The organism is Burkholderia sp. Bmkn7 (genome assembly GCF_041103175.1).
In the GTDB taxonomy this organism is placed as follows: domain Bacteria; phylum Pseudomonadota; class Gammaproteobacteria; order Burkholderiales; family Burkholderiaceae; genus Burkholderia; species Burkholderia cepacia.
In genome coordinates this window covers 1,265,846-1,291,396 of the sequence record NZ_JBGCUH010000001.1, presented here as the reverse complement: position 1 = coordinate 1,291,396, position 25,551 = coordinate 1,265,846, and the positions used below count along the sequence as shown (strand labels likewise).

The following is a 25,551-nucleotide window of genomic DNA, read 5'->3' as shown; positions in this document are numbered from 1 at the left end:
TCCGGATTCGCAGCTTGCCGACTCGAAGGGAGGCGAACTCGACGCGACTACATGACCTGCGATGCGTGTCCGGCGACGACGCGCCAGCCGGTATCCGATCGACGCCACAGCCGAGTATAGGCAAACACGCCGTCGAATGCCGTGCCGTCGAAATGGCCGGCGAGCGTCGCTTTCGTTGTGGTCAGGATCATCTCGCCGATCGCGCAGGCGCGCGTTTCTTGCACCTCGAGCGTGTCGAGACGCAGCAGATTCTCGCGATGCGCGGCCAGGTCGTCTTCCTTCGAGATGACCTGGCCGGTCGGAACGGTGAACACCAGGTCGTCGTCGAGCAACGCTTCGAGTGCTTCGACATCGTTGGCCAGCATCGCGGCGCGAAGCGCGGCTTCGCTGGGTTCGATGACTGTACGGATTGCATCCATTTCCGGGCCTCGCATCGTCTCTGAAGGTTTGTGGTTCCGTGCATAACGAGCCACGACAGCAGGCAACATACCGCACTGACTGATGCCGCTTACCGCGTGGCCGACAACGATTGACGCCGGACCAGCATCACCACGCAGATGCCGATCGACGCAACGACGTTGACGGCCGGATAGAACGCGACCGCGATACTCCACGTGCTCAATGCCAGCAGTGCCAACGCGTACTTGAGCACGCACAGCGCGAAATACGCGAGGCTCTCGCTCCACGGATCGCGGATCGTCTTGCGGACGGTGGGGCCGAGGCCGGCAAGCTCGATCAGCGTCACCAGACAGACGGAAATCGTCGGATCGTCAGTCAGCATCCAAAGCGGAATGGCCGACAGGGCCGCGACCAGGAAAAACCAGTCGACGCGCGTCCAGCCGCGTTCGCCGCGAAACATGCTCGCGACCAGCGTCAGAAAGCATGTCACCGCAATCGCCGCCGTGCACCATGCGGACGGCCCGGCCCCCGCGACGAACTGGCCGGCAGCCGCGATCGCCGTGACGACCGACCACACGAGCCATGTGAACAGATGCGGACGAACGGTGCGCCGGTAGATCGCGAGCGCGTACGGAATCGCCGCCAGCAACGACACGGCCGTTCCGATGACGCCAAAGATCGAAGCGGCACCCTGATCGACATTCCCCATCGAATGCATCCTTGTTCGCACCGTCCGGCCAGTATGTGGTCGGACGGGCCCTGGCGCAATGTCGTGCCGGCCCGGCGTCGCACCGGGTGTCACGTTGCATCGCACCGGAAAGCCGACGAGATCGCGCGCAAACAAACGGCACCGGGATCGTGCCGTGGCAGGAAAACCCACTGCACGCGCGCAGGATGAATAGAAATAACCTCTTCAATGAGAAGAAAAACTGTTCTTTCAAATCGCTTTTTGATGATCGACAGTTTGTCGACCGGACGACTGCAGCGATTCACGGCGGTCATGAGCATCGGTTGCGCCCGCTGGCGTCGTTCGTCGGGTCGAGTTCAGGCGGAGAACAACGCACAAACGCCTGGTCGTCAAAACGGAGTCTTGAATGAACCCAACTTCAGCAGAAAACCATCAGCACGCGGACTGGAGACGTCTCGCGGCGCAAGTCGAGCCGAGAACGCTCGCGCATATCGGCGGCCGCAGCGTGCCGGCCCGAAGCGGCCGGACGTTTGCCGCAATCAATCCGGCTACCGAGGCCGTCATCGCGGCAGTTGCGTCGTGCGATACCGCGGACGTCGACGATGCGGTGCGGGCCGCGCGTCACGCGTTCGAATCCGGCGTCTGGTCGCGCTGCGCACCGGCGGAGCGCAAGCGTGTGCTCTGCCGGCTCGGCGAGCTCATTGCATCGTACGGTGCGGAGCTCGCGCTGCTCGACTCGCTCAACATGGGCAAGCGCGTGGCGGACGCGTTCAGCATCGACGTGCCGGCCGCAGGAGGGCTGTTCAGCTGGTACGGCGAAGCCGTCGACAAGTTGCACGGCGAAGTTGCGTCGACCGACCCCGGCAACCTCGCGGTCGTCACGCGCGAACCGCTCGGCGTTGTCGGCGCGGTGGTGCCGTGGAATTTCCCGCTCGACATGGTCGCGTGGAAAGTGGCGCCGGCGCTGGCGGCCGGCAACAGCGTCGTGCTGAAGCCGGCGGAACAATCGCCGCTGTCCGCATTGCGTCTCGCCGAGCTGGCGCTCGAGGCCGGCCTGCCGCCGGGTGTGCTGAACGTCGTGCCGGGCTATGGCGAAACCGCGGGGCGGGCGCTCGGGCTGCATCCCGACGTCGACGTGCTCGCATTCACGGGCTCGACGGCCGTCGGCAAGAAATTCCTCGAGTACGCCGCACAGTCGAACATGAAGCAGGTGTGGCTCGAGTGCGGCGGCAAGAGCCCGAACCTGGTCTTCGACGATACGGACGATCTCGATCTTGCCGCGCGCAAGGCGTGCTTCGGCATCTTCTTCAACCAGGGCGAGGTGTGTTCCGCGAACTCGCGGCTGCTGGTCCAGCGTTCGATTCACGATGCGTTCGTCGACCGCCTGATTGCGCATGCCGCCGCGTTCATGCCGGGCGATCCGCTCGATCCGGCGAGCGGCATGGGGGCCATCGTCGACGAGCAGCAGCATCGGCGCGTGCGCGAGTGGATCGCACGCGGCCGCGACAGCGCGACGCTCGCGATCGGCGGAGGCGCGCCGCGCGTCAACGGCAAGGGTTACTTCATCGAGCCGACGATCTTCATCGACGTGAAGCCTGACGACGCCATCGCGCGCGAGGAGATCTTCGGGCCGGTGTTGTCGGTGATGGCATTCGACACCGAGGACGAGGCCATCCGGCTCGCGAACGACTCGATCTATGGCCTTGCCGCGTCGGTCTGGACCGGCAGCCTGTCACGCGCACACCGTGTGTCGGGCCGGCTGCGCGCCGGCACGGTGTCCGTCAACACGGTCGATGCGCTGAGCGCGCAGACGCCGTTCGGCGGGTTCCGCCAGTCCGGCTTCGGCCGCGATCTTTCGCTGCATGCGATCGACAAGTACACGGGCCTCAAGACGACCTGGATCAGTTACTGATTCGACGCGGCGGGCCGCGAGCGGCCGCGCCACGCAACACGACAACGCCTTTATCCACACAACGAACCGGAGACTCGCCCATGAATGCGCCCAACTTTCCGCATCGTACGACGCAGGACTATCAACGCAGTGACGCCGCGCATCACCTGCATGCGTTCGTCGACCAGAAGGCGCTGAACGAGGAAGGCGCGCGCGTGATGGTACGCGGCGAAGGTGTCCATCTATGGGATAACGACGGCAACCGCTACCTGGACGGCATGTCCGGGCTCTGGTGCACCAACGTCGGCTATGGTCGGCCGGAGCTGATCGACGCCGCCGCGCGGCAGATGAAGGAACTGTCCTACTACAACATGTTCTTTCACACCACGCACCCATCGGTGATCGAACTGTCGGAGCGTCTGTTCGCGCTGCTCGGCGATCGCTTCAGTCACGTGGTGTATACCAATTCGGGATCCGAATCGAATGAGGCGCTGATTCGCACCGTACGGCGGTTCTGGGACGTGATGGGCAAGCCCGCGAAGAAGGTGCTGATCGGCCGCGTGAACGGCTATCACGGCTCGACGGTGGGCAGCGCGTCGCTGGGCGGCATGGCATTCATGCACGAAATGGGCGACCTGCCGATTCCGAACATCACGCACGTTGACGAACCGTACTGGTACGCGAATGGCGGCGACCTGAGCCCCGAGGCATTCGGCAAACAGGCGGCGCTGTCGCTCGAGCGCAAGATTCTCGAGATCGGCGCGGACCGTGTCGCCGCGTTCGTCGCGGAGCCGTTCCAGGGGGCGGGCGGGATGATCTTTCCGCCGGACGGCTACTGGCAGAAGATCGAGCGCATCTGCCGTCAATACGACGTGCTGCTCTGCGCGGACGAAGTGATCGGCGGCTTCGGCCGTACCGGCGAGTGGTTCGCGCATCGCCATTTCGGCTTCGAACCTGACCTGATCTGCGTGGCGAAGGGGCTGACCTCGGGTTACGTGCCGATGGGTGGGCTGATCATGAGCCGGCGCGTGGGCGATGCGCTGGTCGACAAGGGCGGCGTCTATGCGCACGGGCTGACCTATTCGGGGCACCCGGTCGCGGCCGCCGTCGCGCTGGCCAACCTCGACGTGCTCGAGCGCGAAGGCCTCGTCGAACGGACGAAGACGGACACGGGGCCGTATCTGCAGAAGGCGCTGCGCGAGGCATTCGACGGCCATCCGCTCGTCGGCGAGATCCAGGGCGTGGGCGCGGTCGGCGCGATCCAGTTCGCGAAGGACAAGGCGACGCGCGAGCGCTTTGCGAACGAGGCGGACCTGACCTGGCACAGCCGGACGGTCGGGTTCGAACTCGGCGCGATCGTGCGTTCGACGAATGGCCGCCTGATCGTTGCGCCGCCGCTGGTGATCGATCACGCGCAAATCGATGAACTGGTCGACACGATGCGCAAGGCCGTGGATGCCACCGCGCGGGAAGTGCTCGGGATCGACTGCTGACCGTCGAGCGACGCGCTTCCGTCGGGCAACAGACGGGCGGAAGCGCACCGAACCACGGGCTCCGCGTCGGAGGCCGGCCGGATTCGCTCATCCACAGGAGCGGCTGGCCGACACGTTGAGAGTGGAGTGACGCAGGCGGCAGTCATGTAAAGCGATGCGTTATCGACCACCTATTGATCAGGAATGCAAATGAGAATAAAGGGTTCATTGCAGGACCCGCGCTTCACGTGCGCCAGGCATTCCGGGTCACCCTCCAGCCGCCGAACCCGCGAACACCACAACATAAACAAGGAGACGAAATGAGTCAGGGCGAGTCCATTGCTCATCTCGAGGAAAGCACCATCCAGCCGATTCCGCTGACCGAGCGCCACGGCAGCGCGAAGGACCTGTTCACGATCTGGTTCGGATCGAACATCATGATGCTGACGATCGTCACGGGGTCGCTCGCGACCACGGTGTTCAAGCAGCCGTTCTGGTGGGCGGCGCTCGCCACGCTCGTCGGCAGCCTGATCGGCGCGGTCTTCATGGCGCTGCATTCCGCGCAGGGGCCGCAGCTTGGCGTGCCGCAGATGATCCAGACTCGCGGGCAGTTCGGGTCGTTCGGCGCGCTGCTCGTGGTCGGGCTGGTCGTCGTGATGTACGTCGGCTTCTTCGCATCGAACTGCGTGTTCGGCGGGCAGGCGCTGCACAGCCTCGGCGCCGGCATTCCGCTCGATGCGGGCGTCGTGGCGATCGGCCTGATCAGCCTGCTCGGGTCGATCTACGGCTACAAGCTGATCCACGCGTATGCGCGGCTGCTGAGCTGGTGTTCGGGCAGCGTACTCGTGCTGGCGTTCGCATGGATCATTTTCGTGCACGGATTGCCCGCCGATACCTTCTCGAAGCATTCGCTGAACCTGTCCGGCTTCCTCGGCGCGATGTCGGTCGCCGCGCTGTGGCAGATCGCTTATGCGCCTTCCGTTGGACTATTCGCGCTACCTGCCGCCCGACACCGGGCCGCGCACGGCGTTCTGGTCGAGTTACTGGGGCTGCGTGCTCGGCTCGTTCTTCCCGATGCTGCTCGGCTGCCTGGTGGGCCTTGCGACGCCCGACGGCAATGTCGTGAGCGGCCTCACGGGCCTCACGCAAGGGATCAGCGTACTCGTGATCGTCGTGCTGTCGTTCGGCATCGCGGCCAGTAATGCGATGGAGCTGTATTGCGGCGCGCTGTCGGCCATCACAGTGCTGCAGACGCTCTTTCCGTCGTGGTCGGGCAAGGCGCGTGCGCGGGCGATCACCGCGATCGTCCTGTGCGCGATTGCGCTCGCGATCGCGTTGTTCGGGCAGGACAATTTCCTCGCCGGCTACACGAACTTCATCCTGCTGCTGCTTTACGTGCTCGTGCCGTGGACCGCGATCAACCTCGTCGACTACTACCTCGTCTGTCACGGCGAGTACGACGTCGATTCGTTCTTCCGGCAGGACGGCGGTATCTACGGACGCTTCAACACGATCGCCGTCGGCTCGTATTTCATCGGCATCGTCGCGCAGGCACCGTTCATGGCGACCGATCTCTATACCGGCGAACTGGCGAGCCGGCTCGGCGGTGCGGACGTGTCGTGGATCGTCGGTTTGTCATTGACGTCGCTCGTCTACTACGCAGGCTGCAAGCTGTTCTCGCGGCCGCTGCGGGATATCGCCAGCGTCGACGGCGTTTCCCGCTGAGTGCGCGTCACGTCACGGCCTGAATGTCCGGAGGCGCTTGGCGTGGGCTTCGAGCCCGTCGAGGCCGAGATGGTGGCGGAGCTTGCCGGCGCGGACCCGGGCGATGTCGGTCTCGAGTTCGTGCAGCAGCATCGCGATCGCCGAACGGCAGGCAGACGCCGCATCGACGCCTCGGGCCGACAGTGCGGCGCCGATCAGGCGCGCGCTGTCAGTGCTGCCGGCGGCGACGCAGCGCGCCATCGCGTCGGCATCCGGCTGCACGCCTGCGTCGAGCAGCGCGCGAATCAGCGCGGGCGGCACCGTGCCGGACACGGACGCCAGCGAATCCGGCGCGACCGGTGCGCCGGATTCGAGCAATGCGCTCGCAGCGACAAATTTCTTTCGCCGCAGCGCATAGTCGGTCGGGTTCGAGCTGCCGGCGAGTGCCGCGCCGAGATTCGCGATGAGCGGTACGAGTTGCACGGTGAGCGCGGCGTCGTCGTGGTCGATCGCATGTCGCAACGCGTGGCGCGCGAGCGCCGGTTGGGCGGCGAGCGTGCCGTCGGCGAACGGTGTGCGCCAGTCGATCACGGCCCGGCGATAGAACGCGATCACCTTGTCTCCCAGCGATGCCGACAGGCCATGCTCGGTCTGGCGTTCGTCGATATAGTCGAGCAATGTCGCGCCGGTGCCATTTTCGCCGCCGGGCTCCAGCGGGTCCGCATTGAGCTGCAGGGCGCCGAATGCCGCGTACAGGTCCGGCGCGACCGTCGCGAGGCCGTCCTCGTGCATCGCGCCGCGCCACGCGGGCGGCAGCCCCTGTTTCCACGCGAGCACGTGGCCGCGATCCTTCGCATCGGGGTCCGTCACGACGTAGATGCGGTCGCAGTACTCGAATCCGCCGAACGGCAACACGTCGAGCCTGCCGCTCCACGGGCGTGAATGCTCGTCGGCGGCTTCCTCGGCCAGTTCGAGTTCGTGGTCGATCCAGCCTACCAGGTCGCGGTAGCCGTTGCTGCCGTTGTAGAACAGCTCCCCCCAGCTGATGGCTTCGATGTGTCCGTTCATCTCCAGCGTCAGGTCGTAGTCGAGGCTGCCGCCGGCCGTCGTGCGCCACAGCTCGAGCAGGGCGGGCGGAAGGTCGCCGTGACAGCGGGCCTGCACGGCCGCGATCTGGTCGGCCGGCATCGGCGGCTGAGCGTCGAAGATCACGCGGTCGGCAAACAGCACGATGCCGTGCGCGCGCAGGTCGGCCAGTTCAGTGTCGGAAAAGTCGGTGGCTTGCATCGGAGCGGGAGCGGTAGTGGTGGGTCGTGTCTTCGCCGTCGCTTGCCGACAACCATCGACAACGAACGGCAGCCGGCTGGCAGCATCGTATCAGCGTCGAGTGAGTGTTTCCATGTCGGCCCTGCACGCCTGTCAACGGCCGCCTGCCGCATCATCCGCTCGCACTTCCCGGTTCCGCCTCGGCCGCATGCACGTCCCGACGGAACGCGCCGGGGCTCGTGCCCGTCCATTTCCGGAACGCGCGATGAAATGCGCTCGGCTCGGTGAAGCCGAGCTCGACCGCGATCTCCGCGACGCTGAGCGTGTGCCCGCGCAGCAGCGACTGGGCGAGCGCGCCGCGCAACTCGTCCTTGATTGCCGCGAAGCTTTGTCCTTCGCTGCGCAGACGCCGCCGCAGCGTCGCGGGCGTCGTGCCGACGCGCACGGCCAGCGTATCGAAGTCGGGCCACTCGGCGGCCGGCAGCATCTTCAGCTGCGCGCGCGTTTTCGCGACCCAGCCCGTATCGTGCCGGTAGCGCACGAGCAGGTTGCCGGGCGCGCCGCGCAGGAAGGTCCTCAGCGCCTGCTCGGAGCGGATCGTCGGCAGTGCGAGGTAGGCGGCGTTGAATGCGAGCCGGCTGTCGGGCCGGTCGAAATGCACGGGTACACCGAAGAACTGGTGATAGTCGCTGCGCTGGTCGGGGCTCGGGCACGCGAAGTCGATGCGTTGCAGCGGGATGCGCCGGCCGATCAGCCAGCATGCGACGCCCAGGAGGATCAACCAGAACGTCCGGTACGCGAACGCCGGGTAGGGCGCGCCCGTCTGCGTCAGCACGATCTGCGCCTGCCCGTCGGCCACGACGAGCTCGCCGTGCGGCTCGTCCAGCACCACGCGCAGGAACTGCAGCGCGCGCCGCAGCGCCTTGTCGAGCGTGCCGGCGTGCAGCACCGCGTGGCACAGCAGCGTGAAGCTGCCGTGCCGCATCGGGCGCGCGGCGAGCCCGAAGAATTCGTCGTCGAGGGTGCCGGCGATCGCAAGCCACAGCCTGCCGTACTGCTGCGGCGTGACGGGCTCGCGCACGGCGGCCGGCAGGCCGGCGGCGCGCAGCACGGGCGCCGTCGCGATGCGTTGCCGGCGCAGGCACGCGAGCGCGTCGTCGACGAAATCCGGCGAAATCATCTGCGGCCCCATTTTCCTGCATCCTCCCGACATGGCAAAAGCGATCACGATTCTAGATTCTGTTTGTCATTGATTGCAATGTGCGGGCTGTCTACTATCGAGCTATCCCCGTCGCGCCCCTGGCTCGCCGGGGGCCATAACGCACAGGAGACACGCATGCCTGATGGAGCTACCGCCCGGGCGGTGCCGGCCTACGCCGACGCCGTGGCCCGATTCAGTATCGAGACCGCCGCGCAGCAATTGCACGGCGACCTGGAGCGCGGCCTGAACGCGTGCGTGGAATGCTGCGACCGGCACGCGTCCGCGGACGCGATCGCGCTCGACTGGATCGACGCCGGCGGGCAGCACCGCCGCTACACGTTTGCGCAGATGAAGGCGCTGTCGGCACGCGTTGCGAACCTGCTGGTTGCGCAGGGCGTGAAGCCGGGCGACGTGGTGGCGGGCCTGTTGCCGCGCACGCCCGAACTCGTCGCGACGATCCTCGGCACGTGGCGCGCGGGCGCCGTCTACCAGCCGCTGTTCACCGCGTTCGGCCCGAAGGCGATCGAGCACCGGCTGCGCATGAGCGACGCGCGCCTGGTCGTGACCAACGTCGCGAATCGCGCGAAGTTCGACGAGATCGCCGCTTGCCCGGCCGTTGCGACGGTACGCGAGCCGGGCGAGACGCTGCCGGAAAACGACATCGATTTCCGTGCGGCGCTCGATGCGCGGTCCGACTCGTTCGAACCGGTGCTGCGCAAGGGGTCGGACCTGTTCATGATGATGTCGACGTCGGGCACGACGGGTTTGCCGAAGGGCGTGCCGGTGCCGCTGCGCGCGCTGCTCGCGTTCAGCGCGTACATGCGCGAAGCGGTCGACCTACGTGCGGGCGACCGGTTCTGGAACATCGCCGATCCGGGCTGGGCATACGGGCTCTATTACGCGATCACGGGCCCGCTGATGCTCGGCCACGCGACGACGCTCTACGAGGGCAGCTTCACGGTCGACAGCACGTACGACGTGATCGAACGGCTCGGGATCACGAGCCTCGCCGGCTCGCCGACTGCGTTCCGAATGCTGATGGCGGCCGGGACGGAAGCGGCGGCGCGGCTGAAGGGCAAGCTGCGCGTGGTCAGCAGTGCGGGGGAGCCGTTGAATCCGGAAGTCGTGCGCTGGTTCGACGCGGCGCTCGGCGTGCCGATCTACGATCACTACGGCCAGACTGAACTCGGGATGGTCGTGAACAACCACCACGGCCTCGCGCATGCCGTCCACGCCGGTTCGGCCGGCTTCGCGATGCCCGGCTACCGCGTCGCGGTGCTCGACGAAGCGAGCCGCGAACTCGGCCCCGGCGAGCCCGGCAACCTCGCAATCGACATCGCGCGCTCGCCGCTGCTGTGGTTCCACGGCTACTGGCAGCAGGACACGCCGGCGATCGCGGGCGGCTATTACCGGACCGGCGACAACGTCGAGCTCGAGCCGGACGGCACCGTGAGCTTCATCGGCCGTGCGGACGACGTGATCACGTCGTCCGGCTACCGGATCGGCCCGTTCGACGTGGAAAGCGCGCTGATCGAGCATCCGGCCGTAAGCGAGGCCGCCGTCATCGGCGTACCCGATGCGGAGCGCACGGAGATCGTCAAGGCGTTCGTCGTGCTGTCGAACGACTTCGACAGCACGCCGGCACTGGCCGAGGAACTGAGCCAGCACGTGAAGCGGCGGCTGTCCGCTCACGCCTATCCCCGCGCGATCGACTTCGTCGATGCGCTGCCCAAAACCCCGAGCGGCAAGATCCAGCGCTTCGTGTTGCGCAAGATGGAAGCCGACAAGATCGCTCAACCCTGAACACACACTGTACGGATTGCGAATGAATATCAAGGATCGCGTTTTTCTGATCACGGGCGCCGGGTCGGGCCTCGGCGCCGCGGTGGCGCGCATGGTGGTCGCGGAAGGCGGCAAGGCCGTGCTGCTGGACGTCAACGAAGAGGCCGGTGCGGGCCTCGCGCACGCGCTCGGCGAGGCTGCACGCTTCGTGAAGACCGACGTGACGAGCGAAGCCGACGGCCAGGCGGCCGTTGCCGCCGCGCGTGACGCGTTCGGCCGCATCGACGCGCTCGTCAACTGCGCGGGCGTCGCGCCGGGCGAGAAGGTGGTGGGCCGCGAGGGCCCGCATTCGCTCGACCGCTTCGCGCGCGCGGTGTCGATCAATCTGGTCGGAACGTTCAACATGATCCGGCTGGCCGCCGAAGCGATGTCGAAGCAGGACGCCGATGCGGAAGGCGAGCGCGGCGTGATCGTCAACACCGCATCGGTCGCGGCGTTCGACGGGCAGATCGGGCAGGCTGCGTATGCGGCATCGAAGAGCGGTGTCGTGGGCATGACGCTGCCGATCGCGCGCGAGCTCGCGCGGTTCGGCATTCGCGTGGTGACGGTCGCGCCGGGCATCTTCGCGACGCCGATGATGGCCGGCATGCCGCAGGACGTGCAGGACGCGCTCGGCAAGAGCGTGCCGTTCCCGCCGCGGCTCGGCCGCCCGGAAGAATTTGCGGCGCTGGTGCGCCACATCGCCGAAAACACGATGCTGAACGGCGAAGTCATCCGTCTCGATGGCGCGTTGCGCATGGCACCGCGCTGACACTGGAGGAAGCGAATCATGACGACTCAGGATCCGATCGTAATCGTTGGCACGGCGCGTACGCCGATGGGTGGTTTTCAGGGCGATCTGGCGGCAGCCAGCGCGAGCGACCTCGGTGCGGTGGCGATTCGCGCGGCGCTCGAGCGCGCGAACGTGCCGGCCGAGCGTATCGATGAAATCGTGTTCGGCTGCGTGCTGCCGGCGGGCCAGGGCCAGGCACCGGCGCGGCAGGCCGCGCTGAAGGCCGGACTGCCGCTCGGGGCAGGCGCGACCACGGTCAACAAGATGTGCGGCTCGGGAATGAAGGCCGCGATGTTCGCGCACGACCTGTTGCTGGCGGGTTCGGCGGGTGTCGCCGTCGCGGGCGGGATGGAGAGCATGACGAACGCGCCGTACCTGCTGCCGAAGGCGCGCGCGGGGATGCGGATGGGCCACGGGCAGGTGCTCGATCACATGTTCCTCGACGGGCTCGAGGACGCGTACGAGAAGGGCCGCCTGATGGGCACGTTCGCGGAGGACTGTGCGCAGGCGTACCAGTTCACGCGCGACGCACAGGATGCGTTCGCGATCGCGTCGCTGACGCGCGCGCAACGCGCGATCGCCGAAGGGCATTTCGTGTCGGAGATCGCGCCGGTGACCGTGAAGGCCGGCAAGTCCGAAACCGTCGTGTCGATCGACGAACAGCCGGGCAAGGCGAAACTCGACAAGATCCCGACGCTGAAGCCGGCGTTCCGCGAAGGCGGCACGGTGACGGCCGCCAATGCGTCGTCGATCTCGGACGGCGCTGCCGCGCTCGTGATGATGCGCCGCTCGGAAGCCGAGCGCCTGGGCCTCACGCCGAAGGCCGTGATCGTCGGGCATTCGACCTACGCGGACAAGCCGGGCCTGTTTGCGACCGCGCCGATCGGCGCACTGCGCAAGCTGTCGGAGAAAACCGGCTGGAACCTGCGCGACGTCGACCTGTTCGAGATCAACGAAGCGTTCGCGGTGGTACCGATGGCCGCGATGCGCGATCTCGACCTGCCGCACGAGAAGGTCAACGTGCACGGCGGCGCGTGTGCGCTCGGCCATCCGATCGGTGCGTCGGGTGCGCGCGTGATGGTGACGCTGCTGGCCGCGCTCGAGACGCATGGCCTGAAGCGCGGCATCGCATCGCTGTGCATCGGCGGCGGCGAGGCGACGGCCATCGCGATCGAGCGGGTCGCTTGACGCGTAGCACGCACGTAACGACGCACACGCGCGATACGGCACGCTGACCGTATCGCGCTACGGGCGAAGGGCATCGCGCAGGCCGTCTCTGCGCGTTGACCTTCGGCCGCTTCGTTTTCAGTGAATGGCGATTCGCGTTGCGCTATGCCTTCGCGTGCGGCGACACCGCGCCGCATGCGCGAATCACGAGCTGCACGACCTGCTCGGTCGTCTCGGCGAATGCCTTCTGCGTGAACGCACGCTTGCCGCTCAGCGCGCGGATCTGCGCATCGAAATCCGCATAGTGCTGCGTGGTCGCCCAGATCAGGTACATCAACGCATTCGCATCGATCGGCGCGAGCAGCCCGCGCGCGATCCAGCCTTCGATCACCTTCACGCGCGTGTCGAACCAGGGCTTCACGCGTTCCGACAAGATGTCCTGCATGTGCGCGGCACCGTGGATGATCTCGTTGGCCCAGACCTTCGAGCCGAGCGGGCGCCGTCGCGACAGATCCATCTTCGCGCGCACGTAGCCGCCGATCGCTTCCACTGGATCGTCGCCGGCCTCGAACGTGCCGGCCGCGCGGTGCCAGTCCTCGAACAGGTCGTCGAGCACGCGGCGGTACAGCGCGAGCTTCGTCGGGAAGTAGTAATGCAGGTTGGCTTTCGGCAGGCCCGCGCGCTCCGCGATCATCGCGGTGCTCGCGCCGTCGAGCCCGCGTTCCGCGAACACGGCCTCTGCACATGCGAGCAGATGCGCTTCGTTGGACTCGCGGATGTGTGCCTTGCGTCGCCGCAAAGGCGCGGACGTTTCGTCGCTGTCGGTCGCTTCGGCTGCCGCCTCGTCATGTCTCATCGTTACCCTCGCGCGGCGGGCATGCCGCGTTGGGCTTCATTCTAGCCGCTGATCCGCGTCGAACGCACGCATGCGGAAACGGCGCATCCACAGCGATGCTGCGTTGCGATGGCACGTTTCTCGCTCTATCGATCCACGAAAGAAAGACGTTGCTTTGGTCATTTTGATCGTCTAAAACCTGTCCAATCGGACAGGATTTGACGAGCGGCGGAAGGCAGTTCCGGCGATTCGTCGGACGAACTTCGCACACGACCGGGACATGCACCGCGCATGGGCGGGATTGCCCCGAAACAGGTATTGCACGCACCGGCACAGACCGGGCTGACGACATCACCGACCCCACAGGAGCGATACGAATGAACGCGGTATCGGAAACAGTGAAGCGGGCAGCTTTCGACACGTCGATCAAGGTCGACGGCAAGCGGTTGTGGGACAGCCTGATGGAAGTCGCGAAGATCGGCGCGACGCCGAAGGGCGGCGTGTGCCGGCTCGCGCTGACCGATCTGGACAAGGCCGGCCGCGACCTGATCGTCGGCTGGGCGAAGGCCGCCGGCTGCACGGTGACGGTCGATACGATGGGCAACGTGTTCATGCGCCGCGCGGGCCGCGTGGCCGATGCGGCGCCGGTCGTTACCGGCTCGCACGCGGATTCGCAGCCGACGGGCGGCCGCTTCGACGGCATCTACGGCGTGCTCGGCGGCCTCGAGGTCATTCGCAGTCTCAACGATCACGGCATCGAGACCGAGCATCCGGTCGAGGTCGTGATCTGGACCAACGAGGAAGGCTCGCGCTTCGCGCCCGCGATGGTCGCATCCGGCGTATTCGCGGGCGTCTTCCCGCTCGAATACGGGCTGTCGCGCAAGGACGTGGACGGCAAGACGATCGGCGAGGAACTGGCGCGCATCGGCTACGCGGGCGACGTGCCGTGCGGCGGGCGCAAGCTGCACGCGGCGTTCGAGCTGCATATCGAGCAGGGGCCGATACTCGAGGCGGAGTGCAAGACGATCGGCGTCGTCACCGACGCGCAGGGGCAGCGCTGGTACGAGATCACGTTCACCGGCCAGGAAGCGCATGCGGGGCCGACGCCGATGCCGCGCCGGCGCGATGCGTTGCTCGGTGCGTCGCGCGTGGTCGATCTGGTGAACCGGATCGGCCTCGATCATGCGCCGTTCGGCTGCGCGACGGTCGGCATGATGCAGGTCTACCCGAACTCGCGCAACGTGATTCCCGGACGCGTGTTCTTCACCGTCGATTTCCGTCATCCGGACGACGCGGTGCTCGCGAAGATGGATGCTGCATTGCGCGACGGTGTGGCGCGCATCGCGGCCGACATCGGGCTCGAGACCCAGCTCGAGCAGATTTTCTATTACAAGCCGGTCGCGTTCGATTCCGCCTGCGTGGAAGCGGTGCGCAGTGCGGCCGATCGCTTCGGCTACTCGCATCGCGACATCGTGTCTGGCGCGGGGCACGATGCGTGCTATCTCGCCCAGGTCGCGCCGACGTCGATGGTGTTCGTGCCGTGTGTCGACGGGATCAGCCACAACGAGATCGAGGACGCGACGCCCGCATGGATCGAGGCCGGCGCGAACGTGCTGCTGCACGCGATGCTGTCGCGCGCATGCGAGCCGGCTTCATGACGCAAGGGCCGTAGCAGCCGGCAGGCTGCGTACCGCCTGACCGTAGCATTCCTGATAATGATGACCGCCCCGACTGTGCATTCGCAGCCGGCGGGGACGGTTTTGTCTCCACCCAGTCGAAGGAACGCGTATGACCACCAAGCCAACCGGCGATATCGCCGCGCATCGCCTGTCGTCCACGCAACTCTCGTGCGAATTCGCCGATATCGCGCCGCTGCTCGATCCGACTGCGGCAGCGGCCGCCGCCAGCCGCTGCCACTACTGCTACGACGCGCCGTGCGTGCAGGCGTGTCCGACGCAGATCGACATCCCGAGCTTCATCCGCAAGATCGGCAACGGCAACCTGAAGGGCGCCGCGACCGACATCCTGTCGGCGAATCCGCTCGGCGGGATGTGCGCACGCGTGTGCCCGACCGAGATCCTGTGCGAAGGCGCATGCGTGCGCAATCATCAGGATGCGCAGCCCGTTGCGATCGGCGCGCTGCAGCGGCATGCGACCGACTGGGCGATGGCGACCGGCGCGGTGCGCTTCACGCGCGCGCCCGACACGGGCCGCCACGTCGCGGTGGTCGGTGCGGGGCCGGCCGGGCTCGCGTGTGCGCACCGGCTCGCGATCGCCGGGCATCGCGTTACGCTGTTCGACGCACGCCCGAAGGCCGGCGGTCTCAACGAATACGGAATCGCCGCGTACAAGACCGTCGACGATTTCGCGCAACGTGAAGTCGAGTGGCTGCTGTCGGTGGGCGGCATCACGCTGCAGACCGGCGTCGCGCTTGGCCGCGACATCACGCTGGACGCGCTGCGCGAGCAGCACGATGCGGTGTTTCTCGCGATGGGCCTCGCCGGCGTGCGCGCGCTCGCGATCGACGGCGAACAACTGGACGGCGTGATGAACGCAGTCGACTTCATCGAGCAGGTACGGCAGGCCGACGCGCTGGAGAACGTGCCGGTCGGGCGGCGCGTGGTCGTGATCGGCGGCGGCAACACGGCCATCGATGCGGCGGTGCAAAGCCGCAAGCTCGGCGCCGATCGCGTGACGATGGTGTACCGGCGTGGCGTGGACGCGATGAGCGCGACGTGGGCCGAGCGCGAATTCGCGCAGAAGAGCGGCGTCACGCTCGTCACGCACGCGAAGCCCGTGCGCATGGCGGGCGCGAACGGGCAGGTGACGGGCGTCGAGTTCGAGGCGGCATCGGGCGAGCGTTTCACCGTCGACGCGGACATGGTGCTGAAGGCGATCGGCCAGACGCTGGTGCCGGACGGTATCGCAGCCGCGCTGCTGACCGCGGACGCCACGCGTATCGCGGTGGATGCGGACGGGCGCACCGCATGGCCCGACGTGTGGGCCGGCGGCGACTGCGCGGCGACGGGCGGCATCGACCTCACGGTGCAGGCCGTGCAGGACGGCAAGCGCGCGGCAGCGTCGATCGACGCGGCGCTCGCGCAACGCGACGCGAAGGCCGCGTGAGCGCACCGCGCGCGTCGCATACCACCACCACGAGCACAACGAACACGACCCCATTCTCACGGAGCCGAACATGGCCGACCTTCGCTGCACCATCGCGGGCATCACTTCGCCGAATCCCTTCTGGCTGGCGTCCGCGCCGCCGACCGACAAGGCCTACAACGTGAACCGCGCGTTCGAGGCGGGCTGGGGCGGCGTCGTGTGGAAGACGCTCGGGCTCGATCCGCACGTCGTCAACGTCAGTTCGCGCTACGGCGCCGTGCAGTGGAACGGCCAGCGCATCGCGGGGCTGAACAACATCGAGCTGATCACCGACCGTCCGCTCGACGTGAACCTGAGAGAGATCGCGCAGGTGAAGCGCGACTGGCCGGAACGCGCGCTGATCGTGTCGCTGATGGTGCCGTGCAACGAGCGGGACTGGAAATGGATCTTGCCGCTCGTCGAGGATACGGGCGCCGACGCGGTCGAGCTGAACTTCGGCTGTCCGCACGGGATGAGCGAGCGCGGGATGGGCGCGGCGGTCGGGCAGGTGCCCGAATACGTGGAGATGGTCACGCGCTGGGTGAAGGAAGGCACGAAGCTGCCGTGCCTCGTGAAGCTCACGCCGAACATCAGCGATATCCGGATGGGGTCGCGCGCCGCATACAAGGGCGGCGCGGACGGCGTGTCGCTGATCAACACGATCAACTCGATCGTCGCGGTCGATCTCGACCACATGGCGCCGATGCCGACCGTGGACGGCAAGGGCACGCACGGCGGCTATTGCGGCCCGGCGGTCAAGCCGATCGCGTTGAACATGGTCGCGGAGATCGCGCGCGATCCGGAAACGCCGAACCTGCCGATCTCCGGCATCGGCGGCATCTCGTCGTGGCGCGACGCAGCCGAGTTCATGGTGCTCGGCGCCGGCAGCGTGCAGGTGTGCACCGCGGCGATGCATTATGGATTCCGGATCGTGTCGGACCTCGCCGACGGCCTGTCGAACTGGATGGACGAGAAGGGCTACGCGACGCTCGACGATATCCGCGGCCGTGCGGTGCCGAACGTGACCGACTGGAAATACCTGAACCTGAAGTACGACATCAAGGCGCGCATCGACCAGGATCGCTGCATCCAGTGCGGGCTGTGCCATATCGCGTGCGAGGATACGTCTCACCAGGCGATCACGGCGACGAAGGACGGCGTGCGTCACTTCGAAGTGGTGGACTCGGAATGCGTCGGGTGCAATCTTTGCATGCATGTGTGTCCGGTCGAGCAATGCATCACGATGGAGCGCGTCGATTCGGGCGACTACGCGAACTGGACCACGCATCCGAACAATCCGGCGAGCGCGGACGCGGGGGCGAGTACAGGTGCGGCGGCGGCACCCGAGAAGCACGCGAAGAAGGCTGCCTGACCGGCGTCCGGCGGCGCGGGCGAGCCCCGCACCGCCGCTTTTCGTTCCACCCGGGCCTGCATCGCATGGTGCCGGCGCCGACGTTTTCGTGGAGTGCGTTCGATGAATCACGCAGCGAATCCCGCCGATCCCGATGGCGCCCCGGCGCAGGGCGGCAGCCTGTACAACGACGACCTCGCGCCGACGACGCCGGCGCAGCGCACGTGGAAGTGGTATCACTTCGCGGCGCTCTGGGTCGGGATGGTGATGAACATTGCGTCGTACATGCTTGCGGCGGGGCTGATCCAGGAAGGCATGTCGCCGTGGCAGGCCGTGACGACGGTGTTGCTCGGCAACCTGATCGTGCTCGTGCCGATGCTGCTGATCGGTCATGCGGGCGCGAAGCACGGGATTCCGTACGCGGTGCTCGTGCGCGCGTCGTTCGGCACGCAGGGCGCGAAGCTACCGGCGCTGTTGCGCGCGATCGTCGCATGCGGCTGGTACGGGATCCAGACCTGGCTCGGCGGCAGTGCGATCTATACGCTGCTGAACATCCTGACCGGCAACGCGCTGCACGGCGCCGCGCTGCCGGTCGTCGGCATCGGGTTCGGGCAGCTCGCGTGCTTTCTCGTGTTCTGGGCGCTGCAGCTCTACTTCATCTGGCACGGCACCGATTCGATCCGCTGGCTCGAGAGCTGGTCCGCGCCGATCAAGGTCGTGATGTGCGTGGCGCTCGTGTGGTGGGCGACGTCGAAGGCGGGCGGCTTCGGCACGATGCTGTCGGCGCCGTCGCAGTTCGCGGCGGGCGGCAAGAAGGCCGGGCTGTTCTGGGCGACCTTCTGGCCGGGCCTGACCGCGATGGTCGGCTTCTGGGCGACGCTCGCGCTGAACATCCCCGATTTCACGCGCTTCGCGCATTCGCAGCGCGACCAGGTGATCGGCCAGTCGATCGGGCTGCCGTTGCCGATGGCACTGCTGTCGGTGGTGTCGGTCGTCGTGACGTCCGCGACCGTCGTGATCTACGGCAACGCGATCTGGGATCCGATCGACCTGACGAGCCGGATGACGGGCATCGGCGTGGGCATCGCGCTCGTGATCCTCACGCTCGACACGATGTGCTGCAACCTCGCCGCGAATCTCGTCGGCCCGGCCTACGATTTCTCGAGCCTGTGGCCGAAGGCGATCTCGTACCGCACCGGCGGGATGATCACCGCGACCATCGCGATCGTGATGATGCCGTGGAAGATCCTCGCGACGACGGACGGCTACATCTTCACCTGGCTCGTCGGTTATTCGGCGCTGCTCGGGCCCGTGGCGGGGATCATGATGGTCGACTACTTCCTGATTCGCGGCACGCGGCTCGACACGCGCGCGCTGTTCGACGAACGCGGCGGCTTCAGCTACGCGCGCGGCTGGAACCCGGCCGCGCTGGCCGCGCTCGCGGTCGGCGTGCTGCCGAACCTGCCCGGCTTCCTGCACACGGCATTTCCGGCGTCGTTCCCGAACGTGCCGGCGTTCTTCAACACGCTTTATACGTACGCGTGGTTCGTCGGCCTCGTGCTGGCGTCGGGCGTGTACGGAACCTGGATGAAGTGGCGCGCCGGACAGCGCGCGCAGATCGCGAGCGCATGACACGCGCGATGCGCTTGATGCGCTTGATGCGTGCGATGCGGCACCCGACAGTCAACGAGGAGGCAACCCCATGGCAATCCTGATTCGCGGCGGCACCGTGGTCGATGCGGACCGCTCCTATCGCGCCGACGTTCTGTGCGCGGACCCTGAAGACGGCGGCACGATCCTCCAGATCGCCGAGCAGATCGACGCGCCGGCCGGCGCGAGCGTCGTCGACGCGCACGACCAGTACGTGATGCCGGGCGGCATCGATCCGCATACGCACATGGAACTGCCGTTCATGGGCACGACCGCGAGCGACGATTTCTACTCGGGCACGGCCGCCGGGCTCGCCGGCGGCACGACGAGCATCATCGACTTCGTGATCCCGAGCCCGGAGCAGCCGCTGATGGACGCGTTCCGCGAATGGCGCGGCTGGGCCGAGAAGGCGGCAGCCGACTACGGCTTCCACGTGGCCGTGACGTGGTGGGACGAGAGCGTGCATCGCGACATGGGTACGCTCGTGCGCGAGCACGGCGTGTCGAGCTTCAAGCACTTCATGGCGTACAAGAACGCGATCATGGCCGACGACGAGGTGCTCGTGAACAGCTTCTCGCGTTCGCTCGAACTCGGCGCGCTGCCGACCGTGCACGCCGAGAACGGCGAGCTCGTGTTCCAGCTGCAGAAGGCGCTGCTCGCGCGCGGGATGACGGGGCCGGAGGCGCATCCGCTGTCGCGGCCGCCGGAGGTCGAGGGCGAGGCCGCGAACCGCGCGATCCGCATCGCGCAGGTGCTCGGCGTGCCCGTGTACATCGTGCACGTCTCCGCGAAGGACGCGGTGGATGCGATCACGCGCGCACGCAGCGAGGGGCTGCGCGTGTTCGGCGAGGTGCTGCCGGGCCATCTGGTGATCGACGAGGCCGTTTATCGCGATCCGGACTGGACGCGCGCGGCCGCGCACGTGATGAGCCCGCCGTTCCGCTCGGCCGAGCATCGCGAGGCGCTGTGGCGCGGGCTGCAGGCGGGGCAACTGCATACGACGGCGACCGACCACTGCGTGTTCTGCGCGTCGCAGAAGGCGATGGGCCGCGACGATTTCACGAAGATCCCGAACGGCTGCGGCGGGGTCGAGGATCGCATGTCGGTGCTGTGGCATCACGGCGTGAATCACGGCCGTATCACGCCGAACGAGTTCGTGCGGATCACGTCGACGAATGCCGCGCAGATCTTCAACCTGTATCCGCGCAAGGGCGCCGTGCAGGTGGGCGCCGATGCCGATCTCGTCGTGTGGGACCCTGCCGCGACGAAGACGATCTCGGTGAAGACCCATCACCAGCAGGTCGACTTCAACGTGTTCGAAGGGATGACGGTGCAGGGCGTCGCGACGCATACGCTCACGCGCGGCGCACTCGCGTGGGCCGACGGCGAATTGCGCGCGGTGCGAGGCGCGGGCCGCTACCTGAAGCGCCCGCCGGCCGCTGGCTACTACGAGGCCGCGCGGATCGCGAACCGGCTGCGCGAACCGCATCCGGTCGAGCGCGCCGGCTGAACGGTGCGTAACGTGTGTAACGTGCGGGGCGTGTCGGGTCGAGCGGCACGCCCCGCATGCTTCCTCTTGTCTTCCCGTGCATGCCGGCACTGCTTCTGCCCGCTGCACACCATCCCGCCAGTTCTCTCAGTATTTGGGACGGATCGTGGCGTGATCCCGTCTTGCCGATCTCCCGGTATGTAGAAGAACTGAGCAAGTCGACGAAGCACGCGACGTTGCTCGAACGCGGCCATTTTGTTTGCGTTGTCGGCTTGCATGCCGGCGAGTAATATCCACCGACGGCGTTTTCGCAGGTATGCCGGGCCTGCCCGCCGAACAGTCCAACAACATTGAGAGCAAGGAGTACGAGGTGGATATTCTGCGCAGTCTCCTGGGTATGCTGTTCCTGCTGCTGGTGGCCTACCTGCTGTCGAACAACCGGCGCGCGGTGAGCGGCCGGACCATGATCGCCGCGCTGTGCACGCAACTGGCGATCGGCGCGCTGGTGCTGTTCGTGCCGTCCGGCCGCACGGCGCTGGCGGCGGCCGCGAACGGCGTCAATCGCGTGCTCGACATGGGCAATCACGGCATCGCGTTCGTGTTCGGCGGGCTCGTCGACAGCAAGATGTTCCAGCTGTTCGGCGACGGCGGGTTCGTGTTCGGCCTGCGCGTGCTGCCGATGATCATCTTCGTGACCGCACTGATCGCGGTGCTGTACTACATCGGCGTGATGAAATGGGTCGTCGCGATCCTCGGCGCCGCACTGGCGAAAGTGCTCGGCGTGAGCCGCATCGAGGCGTGCTCGGCCGTCGCGACGATCTTTCTCGGGCAGAGCGAGATGCCCGCGCTCGTGAAGCCGTTCGTGCGGAACATGACGAGCGCCGAGATCTTCACGGTGATGGCGAGCGGCATGGCGTCGGTCGCCGGCTCGGTGCTGGTCGGCTATGCGGGCCTCGGCGTGAAGATGGAATACCTGCTCGCCGCGTCGTTCATGGCGGTGCCCGGCGGCCTGCTGTTCGGCAAGCTGCTGTTTCCGACGGTCGAGCCGAGCCGCGTCGTGGTCGACGGGCTCGATTTCGACGACAAGCGCGCCGCCAACGTGATCGAGGCGGCGGCGTCGGGCGCGTCGGTCGGGCTGCGGATCGCGATCAACGTCGGCGCGATGCTGATCGCGTTCGTCGGGCTCATCGCGCTGATGAACCTCATCGTCAGCGGCGTGGCGGCGTTCGCGGGCTTTCCGCAGATCACGCTCGTGGGTATCATCGGCCACCTGTTCGCGCCGCTCGCGTGGATCATCGGCGTGCCGTGGCACGACGCGGCACTGGCCGGCAACTTCATCGGCGAGAAGCTGATCTTCAACGAGTTCGTCGCGTATGGCGACCTGTCGCCGTACCTGAAGAGCGGCGAGCACGTCGCGGCGGCCGGCCTGCAGGTGCTCGACCCGAAGACGCTCGCGATCGTGTCGTTCGCGCTGTGCGGCTTCGCGAACTTCTCGTCGATCGCGATCCTCGCGGGCGGCTTCAGCGCGGTCGCGCCCGAGCGCCGCTCGGAAGTCGCGCGACACGGCCTGCGCGCACTGACGGCCGCGACGCTGTCGAACCTGATGAGCGCGGCGATTGCGGGCCTGTTCTTTTCGCTTCATTGAACTTGCGCCTGAACCTGAACGATCGAGGAGAGGCAACGATGTTTTTACCGCAGGAATTCATTCGCCGGAAGCGCGACGGGCAGCCGCTCGACCGTGACGCGATTGCCGCGTTCGTGCGCGGCGTGACCGACGGCAGCGTGACCGAGGGCCAGGTGGCCGCGTTCGCGATGGCCGTGTTTTTCAACGACCTGAGCACCGACGAGCGCGTCGCGCTGACGCTCGCGCAGCGCGACTCGGGCGACGTGCTCGACTGGCGCGCGCTCGATCTCGGCGGGCCGGTGATCGACAAGCATTCGACCGGCGGCGTCGGCGATGTCGTGTCGCTGATGCTCGGGCCGATGGTCGCCGCGTGCGGCGGCTACGTGCCGATGATCTCGGGGCGCGGGCTCGGCCATACCGGCGGCACGCTCGACAAGCTGAGCGCGATTCCCGGCTACGACGTGACGCCCGATACGGACGTGTTTCGTCGCACGGTGCGCGAGGTCGGCGTCGCGATCATCGGGCAGACGGCGCGGCTCGCGCCGGCCGACAAGCGCATCTATGCGATTCGCGACGTGACGGCGACCGTCGAGTCGATCGCGATGATCACCGCGTCGATCCTGTCGAAGAAACTCGCGGCCGGGCTCGACGGGCTCGTGATGGACGTGAAGGTCGGCTCCGGCGCGTTCATGCCGACGGCGGAGAAATCGGCGGAGCTGGCGCGCAGCATCGTCGACGTCGGCAACGGCGCCGGCATGAAGACGACCGCGATCCTCACCGACATGAACCAGTCGCTCGCGCCGTGCGCGGGCAATGCGCTCGAAGTGGCGTGCGCGATCGACTACCTGACGGGCAAGTCGCGCCCGGCGCGCCTGCATGACGTCACGATGGCGCTGTCGGCGGAGTTGCTCGTCACCGGCGGGCTGGCGCGCGACGTCGAGGCGGCGCGCGTGAAGTTGCAGCACGCGCTCGATTCGGGGGCGGCGGCGGAACGCTTCGCGAAGATGGTCACGGCGCTCGGCGGCCCCGCGGACCTGATCGACGCCCCCGCGCGTCATCTCGCGCGGGCGGAGGTGATCGTACCGGTTCCGTCGCGCGTGAGCGGCGTCGTGCAGCGGATCGATTGCCGCGCGCTCGGGCTCGCGGTCGTCGCGCTCGGCGGCGGCCGTACGCGCGCGGCGGACGCGATCGACTACCGTGTCGGCCTGACGGCGCTCGCGGAGATCGGGCAGCATGTCGAAGCCGGCCAGCCGCTCGGCCATGTGCATGCCCGCGACGCAGCCGCCGCGGCGCACGCGGTGGAGGCGATCCAGCGCAGCTACGTGCTGGGCGACACGGGCGACGCGCCGCCGACCCTCTATCAGCGGATCGGCTGACCGGTCGCACGGTGCGGATACCGGCGATCGCTGCACGCCACGGGCGTATCGTGGCGGCCGGGTTGCGGCCGCGCCGATGCGCCCCCGGCACACAATCGGAGGCACGACGAGATGGAACGACACGAACTGATCGAAGCGGCGAAGGCGGCGCGCGAACGCGCGTATGCGCCGTATTCCCGCTTCAAGGTTGGCGCCGCGCTGCTGGCGCGCGACGGGACGGTTTTTCACGGCTGCAATGTCGAGAACGCGTCTTACGGACTCTGCAACTGCGCGGAACGCACGGCGATGTTTGCGGCCATCGCCGCCGGTTATCGTCCGGGGGATTTCACGCGGCTCGCGGTCGTGGGCGACACGGACGGCCCGATCGCGCCGTGCGGCGCCTGCCGCCAGGTGATCATCGAGATCGGCACGCCGGACATCGAAGTGATCCTGGCCAACCTGCACGGGGCCGTCAGCGTCACGACGGCCGACGCATTGCTGCCCGGCGCGTTCCGCTTGTAACGAACGGCGCGCGCGACGGCGCGCCGCTCACGTCACGCGCCGTCGCGCGCTTCGCGGATCGGGATCACCGTGCGCGCGCCGCACTGGCGCAGCAGGTCGCGCAGCTCGTTGATGACCGGAAACACCTCGTGGTTCCAGTCGGCGCCCTGCCGGTCATGCGCTTCCTGCTCGCGCTCGACGATCCAGCGATCCTCGCGGAAGATGCGCTCGGTGAACCAGACGAGCAGCGGCCACGCGAGATCGAGCGCGAACGGTATGCCGGGCTTGTGGATCGACAGCAGTCCGAACGTGCGGTTGGTCCGCTGCTCCGCGTCGAGCGGGACGTAGACGATCCACAGGTCCATCACGAGCGTGCCTTCGCTCGAGCGGATCTGCAGTGTCTGGTACGGATAACCGGTGCGCACCGTCATCACGCTCTTGTTCGCCTGCTCGCCCGGCTTCTTGCTCGCGCCGAACACGAGCGCCTCGCCCACCGGCTGCTTGCCTTCCATCCGCGCGAACGTGTAGTCCACCTCGACCCAGTCGTCGCCGCGGCGCCGGCCGACCGAGCGCGCACGCATCTGCCCCATCTGCTTGCGATGCAGGAACTGATGGTTCATGTCCATCAGGTTCTCGTGCATGAACGAGTAGTGGCACTTGACCTCGCGGCCGAAGCGACGCGTCTTGAACGCGCGGTCGTCCGCCGATTCGAGCGCGGGGAACGGCCGCGAGTCGGCGAGCGTCGCGTCGCCCGGGAACACGAAGATCAGCCCGTGCGCTTCGCGGCACGGATACGCGCGCACGCCGTTGGGCAGGCGCTCGCGGCCGAGGTACGGCACGTCGACGCAGCGGCCGCTGTCGCACGCGTAGGTCCAGCCGTGATAGCAGCAGCGCAGCGTCTCGCCGCTCACGACGCCCGCGTGCAGCGGCACCTGGCGGTGCGCGCAACGATCCTCGAGCGCGTACACGGCGCCGGATTCGGTGCGCACGAGCACGATCGGATCGCCGGCGAAGCGCACGCCGAGCGTCTTGCCGCGTTTCAGCTCGCGCGACCACGCGAGCGGGTACCAGTGATCGGGATGAATCGGCACGCGGCGCAAGTCGCGCACGGCCGCGCCGGAAGAGGGTTCTCCAAGGGTGCCGCTGTCAGGGAAGGGCACTGCTCGCATGCGTGACGCCTCCGGGCTGGACTGGAATTCC

General features: G+C 67.3%; 21 protein-coding genes and 1 pseudogene. 16 read left to right on the top strand and 6 right to left on the bottom strand.

Going from position 1 to position 25,551, the window contains the following annotated elements:
• Nucleotides 1-47: 47 nt before the first annotated feature.
• Both AB3K92_RS05765 and AB3K92_RS05760 read right to left on the bottom strand, forming a co-directional pair.
• Complete coding sequence (locus AB3K92_RS05765) at nt 48-419, bottom strand: nuclear transport factor 2 family protein (RefSeq protein ID WP_059484378.1); 372 nt, start codon at nt 417-419, stop codon at nt 48-50.
• Nucleotides 420-508: 89 nt separating this feature from the next.
• Nucleotides 509-1,108: a hypothetical protein gene (locus tag AB3K92_RS05760; protein WP_059623754.1), complete on the bottom strand. Its 600-nt coding sequence runs from the start codon at nt 1,106-1,108 to the stop codon at nt 509-511.
• 11 nt (nt 1,109-1,119) lie between these two features.
• Here AB3K92_RS05760 and AB3K92_RS05755 point away from each other — a divergent pair, with 11 nt between their 5' ends.
• From AB3K92_RS05755 to AB3K92_RS05735, 5 genes and pseudogenes are all read left to right on the top strand, one after another.
• Complete coding sequence (locus AB3K92_RS05755; protein WP_369464623.1) at nt 1,120-1,497, top strand: hypothetical protein; 378 nt, start codon at nt 1,120-1,122, stop codon at nt 1,495-1,497.
• Complete coding sequence (locus AB3K92_RS05750) at nt 1,494-2,999, top strand: aldehyde dehydrogenase (protein WP_369464621.1); 1,506 nt, start codon at nt 1,494-1,496, stop codon at nt 2,997-2,999. Before AB3K92_RS05755 ends, AB3K92_RS05750 begins: the two co-directional genes overlap by 4 nt.
• A gap of 80 nt (nt 3,000-3,079) precedes the next feature.
• Nucleotides 3,080-4,471 carry an aspartate aminotransferase family protein gene (locus AB3K92_RS05745; protein ID WP_369464620.1) on the top strand — a complete coding sequence of 464 codons (1,392 nt, stop codon included), beginning with the start codon at nt 3,080-3,082 and terminating at the stop codon, nt 4,469-4,471.
• Between the two features lie 299 nt (nt 4,472-4,770).
• A pseudogene (locus AB3K92_RS05740) lies at nt 4,771-5,253 on the top strand (cytosine permease); the annotation flags it as partial.
• Between the two features lie 166 nt (nt 5,254-5,419).
• Entirely contained in the window at nt 5,420-6,175 is a 756-nt protein-coding gene (locus tag AB3K92_RS05735; protein WP_369464619.1) for a cytosine permease, read from the top strand.
• Between the two features lie 12 nt (nt 6,176-6,187).
• On the opposite strand, the gene AB3K92_RS05730 is transcribed toward AB3K92_RS05735, so the two are convergent.
• Together AB3K92_RS05730 and AB3K92_RS05725 are read right to left on the bottom strand one after the other, a co-directional pair.
• Complete coding sequence (locus AB3K92_RS05730) at nt 6,188-7,441, bottom strand: SMI1/KNR4 family protein (protein ID WP_369464617.1); 1,254 nt, start codon at nt 7,439-7,441, stop codon at nt 6,188-6,190.
• A gap of 151 nt (nt 7,442-7,592) precedes the next feature.
• On the bottom strand, nt 7,593-8,612 hold the full coding sequence (locus AB3K92_RS05725; RefSeq protein ID WP_042972887.1) for an AraC family transcriptional regulator: 1,020 nt from the start codon (nt 8,610-8,612) through the stop codon (nt 7,593-7,595).
• A 144-nt stretch (nt 8,613-8,756) separates the two neighbouring features.
• Here AB3K92_RS05725 and AB3K92_RS05720 point away from each other — a divergent pair, with 144 nt between their 5' ends.
• The 3 genes from AB3K92_RS05720 to AB3K92_RS05710 are packed head-to-tail and all read left to right on the top strand — an operon-like array spanning nt 8,757 to nt 12,423.
• Nucleotides 8,757-10,424, top strand: coding sequence for an acyl-CoA synthetase (locus tag AB3K92_RS05720; protein ID WP_369464616.1), 1,668 nt, complete (start codon nt 8,757-8,759; stop codon nt 10,422-10,424).
• Nucleotides 10,425-10,446: 22 nt separating this feature from the next.
• Nucleotides 10,447-11,214, top strand: coding sequence for a 3-hydroxyacyl-CoA dehydrogenase (locus AB3K92_RS05715; protein ID WP_048029023.1), 768 nt, complete (start codon nt 10,447-10,449; stop codon nt 11,212-11,214).
• Between the two features lie 18 nt (nt 11,215-11,232).
• Nucleotides 11,233-12,423, top strand: coding sequence for an acetyl-CoA C-acetyltransferase (locus tag AB3K92_RS05710; RefSeq protein WP_021156774.1), 1,191 nt, complete (start codon nt 11,233-11,235; stop codon nt 12,421-12,423).
• A 142-nt stretch (nt 12,424-12,565) separates the two neighbouring features.
• On the opposite strand, the gene AB3K92_RS05705 is transcribed toward AB3K92_RS05710, so the two are convergent.
• Nucleotides 12,566-13,258 (bottom strand): TetR/AcrR family transcriptional regulator, encoded by a 693-nt coding sequence (locus AB3K92_RS05705; RefSeq protein ID WP_059484387.1) that lies wholly within the window; start codon nt 13,256-13,258, stop codon nt 12,566-12,568.
• Nucleotides 13,259-13,614: 356 nt separating this feature from the next.
• Here AB3K92_RS05705 and AB3K92_RS05700 point away from each other — a divergent pair, with 356 nt between their 5' ends.
• The 8 genes from AB3K92_RS05700 to AB3K92_RS05665 all read left to right on the top strand — a co-directional run bounded on the left by AB3K92_RS05700 (nt 13,615) and on the right by AB3K92_RS05665 (nt 24,372).
• Nucleotides 13,615-14,895, top strand: a complete 1,281-nt coding sequence (locus AB3K92_RS05700; RefSeq protein ID WP_321899305.1) for a Zn-dependent hydrolase — start codon at nt 13,615-13,617, stop codon at nt 14,893-14,895.
• A 130-nt stretch (nt 14,896-15,025) separates the two neighbouring features.
• Nucleotides 15,026-16,363 carry an NAD(P)-dependent oxidoreductase gene (locus AB3K92_RS05695; RefSeq protein WP_369464615.1) on the top strand — a complete coding sequence of 446 codons (1,338 nt, stop codon included), beginning with the start codon at nt 15,026-15,028 and terminating at the stop codon, nt 16,361-16,363.
• 70 nt (nt 16,364-16,433) lie between these two features.
• Nucleotides 16,434-17,753, top strand: a complete 1,320-nt coding sequence (gene preA, locus AB3K92_RS05690) for an NAD-dependent dihydropyrimidine dehydrogenase subunit PreA (RefSeq protein WP_060322436.1) — start codon at nt 16,434-16,436, stop codon at nt 17,751-17,753.
• Between the two features lie 102 nt (nt 17,754-17,855).
• Entirely contained in the window at nt 17,856-19,364 is a 1,509-nt protein-coding gene (locus AB3K92_RS05685) for an NCS1 family nucleobase:cation symporter-1 (RefSeq protein ID WP_369464614.1), read from the top strand.
• 70 nt (nt 19,365-19,434) lie between these two features.
• Nucleotides 19,435-20,892 carry a dihydropyrimidinase gene (hydA, locus tag AB3K92_RS05680; RefSeq protein ID WP_369464613.1) on the top strand — a complete coding sequence of 486 codons (1,458 nt, stop codon included), beginning with the start codon at nt 19,435-19,437 and terminating at the stop codon, nt 20,890-20,892.
• A gap of 349 nt (nt 20,893-21,241) precedes the next feature.
• Complete coding sequence (locus AB3K92_RS05675) at nt 21,242-22,516, top strand: NupC/NupG family nucleoside CNT transporter (RefSeq protein ID WP_369464612.1); 1,275 nt, start codon at nt 21,242-21,244, stop codon at nt 22,514-22,516.
• A gap of 38 nt (nt 22,517-22,554) precedes the next feature.
• On the top strand, nt 22,555-23,871 hold the full coding sequence (gene deoA, locus AB3K92_RS05670; RefSeq protein WP_059706274.1) for a thymidine phosphorylase: 1,317 nt from the start codon (nt 22,555-22,557) through the stop codon (nt 23,869-23,871).
• A 111-nt stretch (nt 23,872-23,982) separates the two neighbouring features.
• Complete coding sequence (locus AB3K92_RS05665) at nt 23,983-24,372, top strand: cytidine deaminase (RefSeq protein ID WP_048029016.1); 390 nt, start codon at nt 23,983-23,985, stop codon at nt 24,370-24,372.
• A 32-nt stretch (nt 24,373-24,404) separates the two neighbouring features.
• Here the strand turns inward: AB3K92_RS05665 and AB3K92_RS05660 are convergent, their stop codons facing one another.
• On the bottom strand, nt 24,405-25,520 hold the full coding sequence (locus AB3K92_RS05660) for an aromatic ring-hydroxylating dioxygenase subunit alpha (RefSeq protein WP_059623613.1): 1,116 nt from the start codon (nt 25,518-25,520) through the stop codon (nt 24,405-24,407).
• Between the last annotated feature and the right edge of the window lie 31 nt (nt 25,521-25,551).

What these genes read in the sequence shown, in the direction of transcription:
- AB3K92_RS05765 (WP_059484378.1), bottom strand. Translation starts at nt 419, where the DNA reads ATGGATGCAATCCGTACAGTCATCGAACCCAGCGAAGCCGCGCTTCGC.
- AB3K92_RS05760 (WP_059623754.1), bottom strand. Translation starts at nt 1,108, where the DNA reads ATGGGGAATGTCGATCAGGGTGCCGCTTCGATCTTTGGCGTCATCGGA.
- AB3K92_RS05750 (WP_369464621.1), top strand. Translation starts at nt 1,494, where the DNA reads ATGAACCCAACTTCAGCAGAAAACCATCAGCACGCGGACTGGAGACGT.
- AB3K92_RS05745 (WP_369464620.1), top strand. Translation starts at nt 3,080, where the DNA reads ATGAATGCGCCCAACTTTCCGCATCGTACGACGCAGGACTATCAACGC.
- AB3K92_RS05735 (WP_369464619.1), top strand. Translation starts at nt 5,420, where the DNA reads ATGCGCCTTCCGTTGGACTATTCGCGCTACCTGCCGCCCGACACCGGG.
- AB3K92_RS05730 (WP_369464617.1), bottom strand. Translation starts at nt 7,441, where the DNA reads ATGCAAGCCACCGACTTTTCCGACACTGAACTGGCCGACCTGCGCGCG.
- AB3K92_RS05725 (WP_042972887.1), bottom strand. Translation starts at nt 8,612, where the DNA reads ATGGGGCCGCAGATGATTTCGCCGGATTTCGTCGACGACGCGCTCGCG.
- AB3K92_RS05720 (WP_369464616.1), top strand. Translation starts at nt 8,757, where the DNA reads ATGCCTGATGGAGCTACCGCCCGGGCGGTGCCGGCCTACGCCGACGCC.
- AB3K92_RS05715 (WP_048029023.1), top strand. Translation starts at nt 10,447, where the DNA reads ATGAATATCAAGGATCGCGTTTTTCTGATCACGGGCGCCGGGTCGGGC.
- AB3K92_RS05710 (WP_021156774.1), top strand. Translation starts at nt 11,233, where the DNA reads ATGACGACTCAGGATCCGATCGTAATCGTTGGCACGGCGCGTACGCCG.
- AB3K92_RS05705 (WP_059484387.1), bottom strand. Translation starts at nt 13,258, where the DNA reads ATGAGACATGACGAGGCGGCAGCCGAAGCGACCGACAGCGACGAAACG.
- AB3K92_RS05700 (WP_321899305.1), top strand. Translation starts at nt 13,615, where the DNA reads ATGAACGCGGTATCGGAAACAGTGAAGCGGGCAGCTTTCGACACGTCG.
- AB3K92_RS05695 (WP_369464615.1), top strand. Translation starts at nt 15,026, where the DNA reads ATGACCACCAAGCCAACCGGCGATATCGCCGCGCATCGCCTGTCGTCC.
- preA (WP_060322436.1), top strand. Translation starts at nt 16,434, where the DNA reads ATGGCCGACCTTCGCTGCACCATCGCGGGCATCACTTCGCCGAATCCC.
- AB3K92_RS05685 (WP_369464614.1), top strand. Translation starts at nt 17,856, where the DNA reads ATGAATCACGCAGCGAATCCCGCCGATCCCGATGGCGCCCCGGCGCAG.
- hydA (WP_369464613.1), top strand. Translation starts at nt 19,435, where the DNA reads ATGGCAATCCTGATTCGCGGCGGCACCGTGGTCGATGCGGACCGCTCC.
- deoA (WP_059706274.1), top strand. Translation starts at nt 22,555, where the DNA reads ATGTTTTTACCGCAGGAATTCATTCGCCGGAAGCGCGACGGGCAGCCG.
- AB3K92_RS05665 (WP_048029016.1), top strand. Translation starts at nt 23,983, where the DNA reads ATGGAACGACACGAACTGATCGAAGCGGCGAAGGCGGCGCGCGAACGC.
- AB3K92_RS05660 (WP_059623613.1), bottom strand. Translation starts at nt 25,520, where the DNA reads ATGCGAGCAGTGCCCTTCCCTGACAGCGGCACCCTTGGAGAACCCTCT.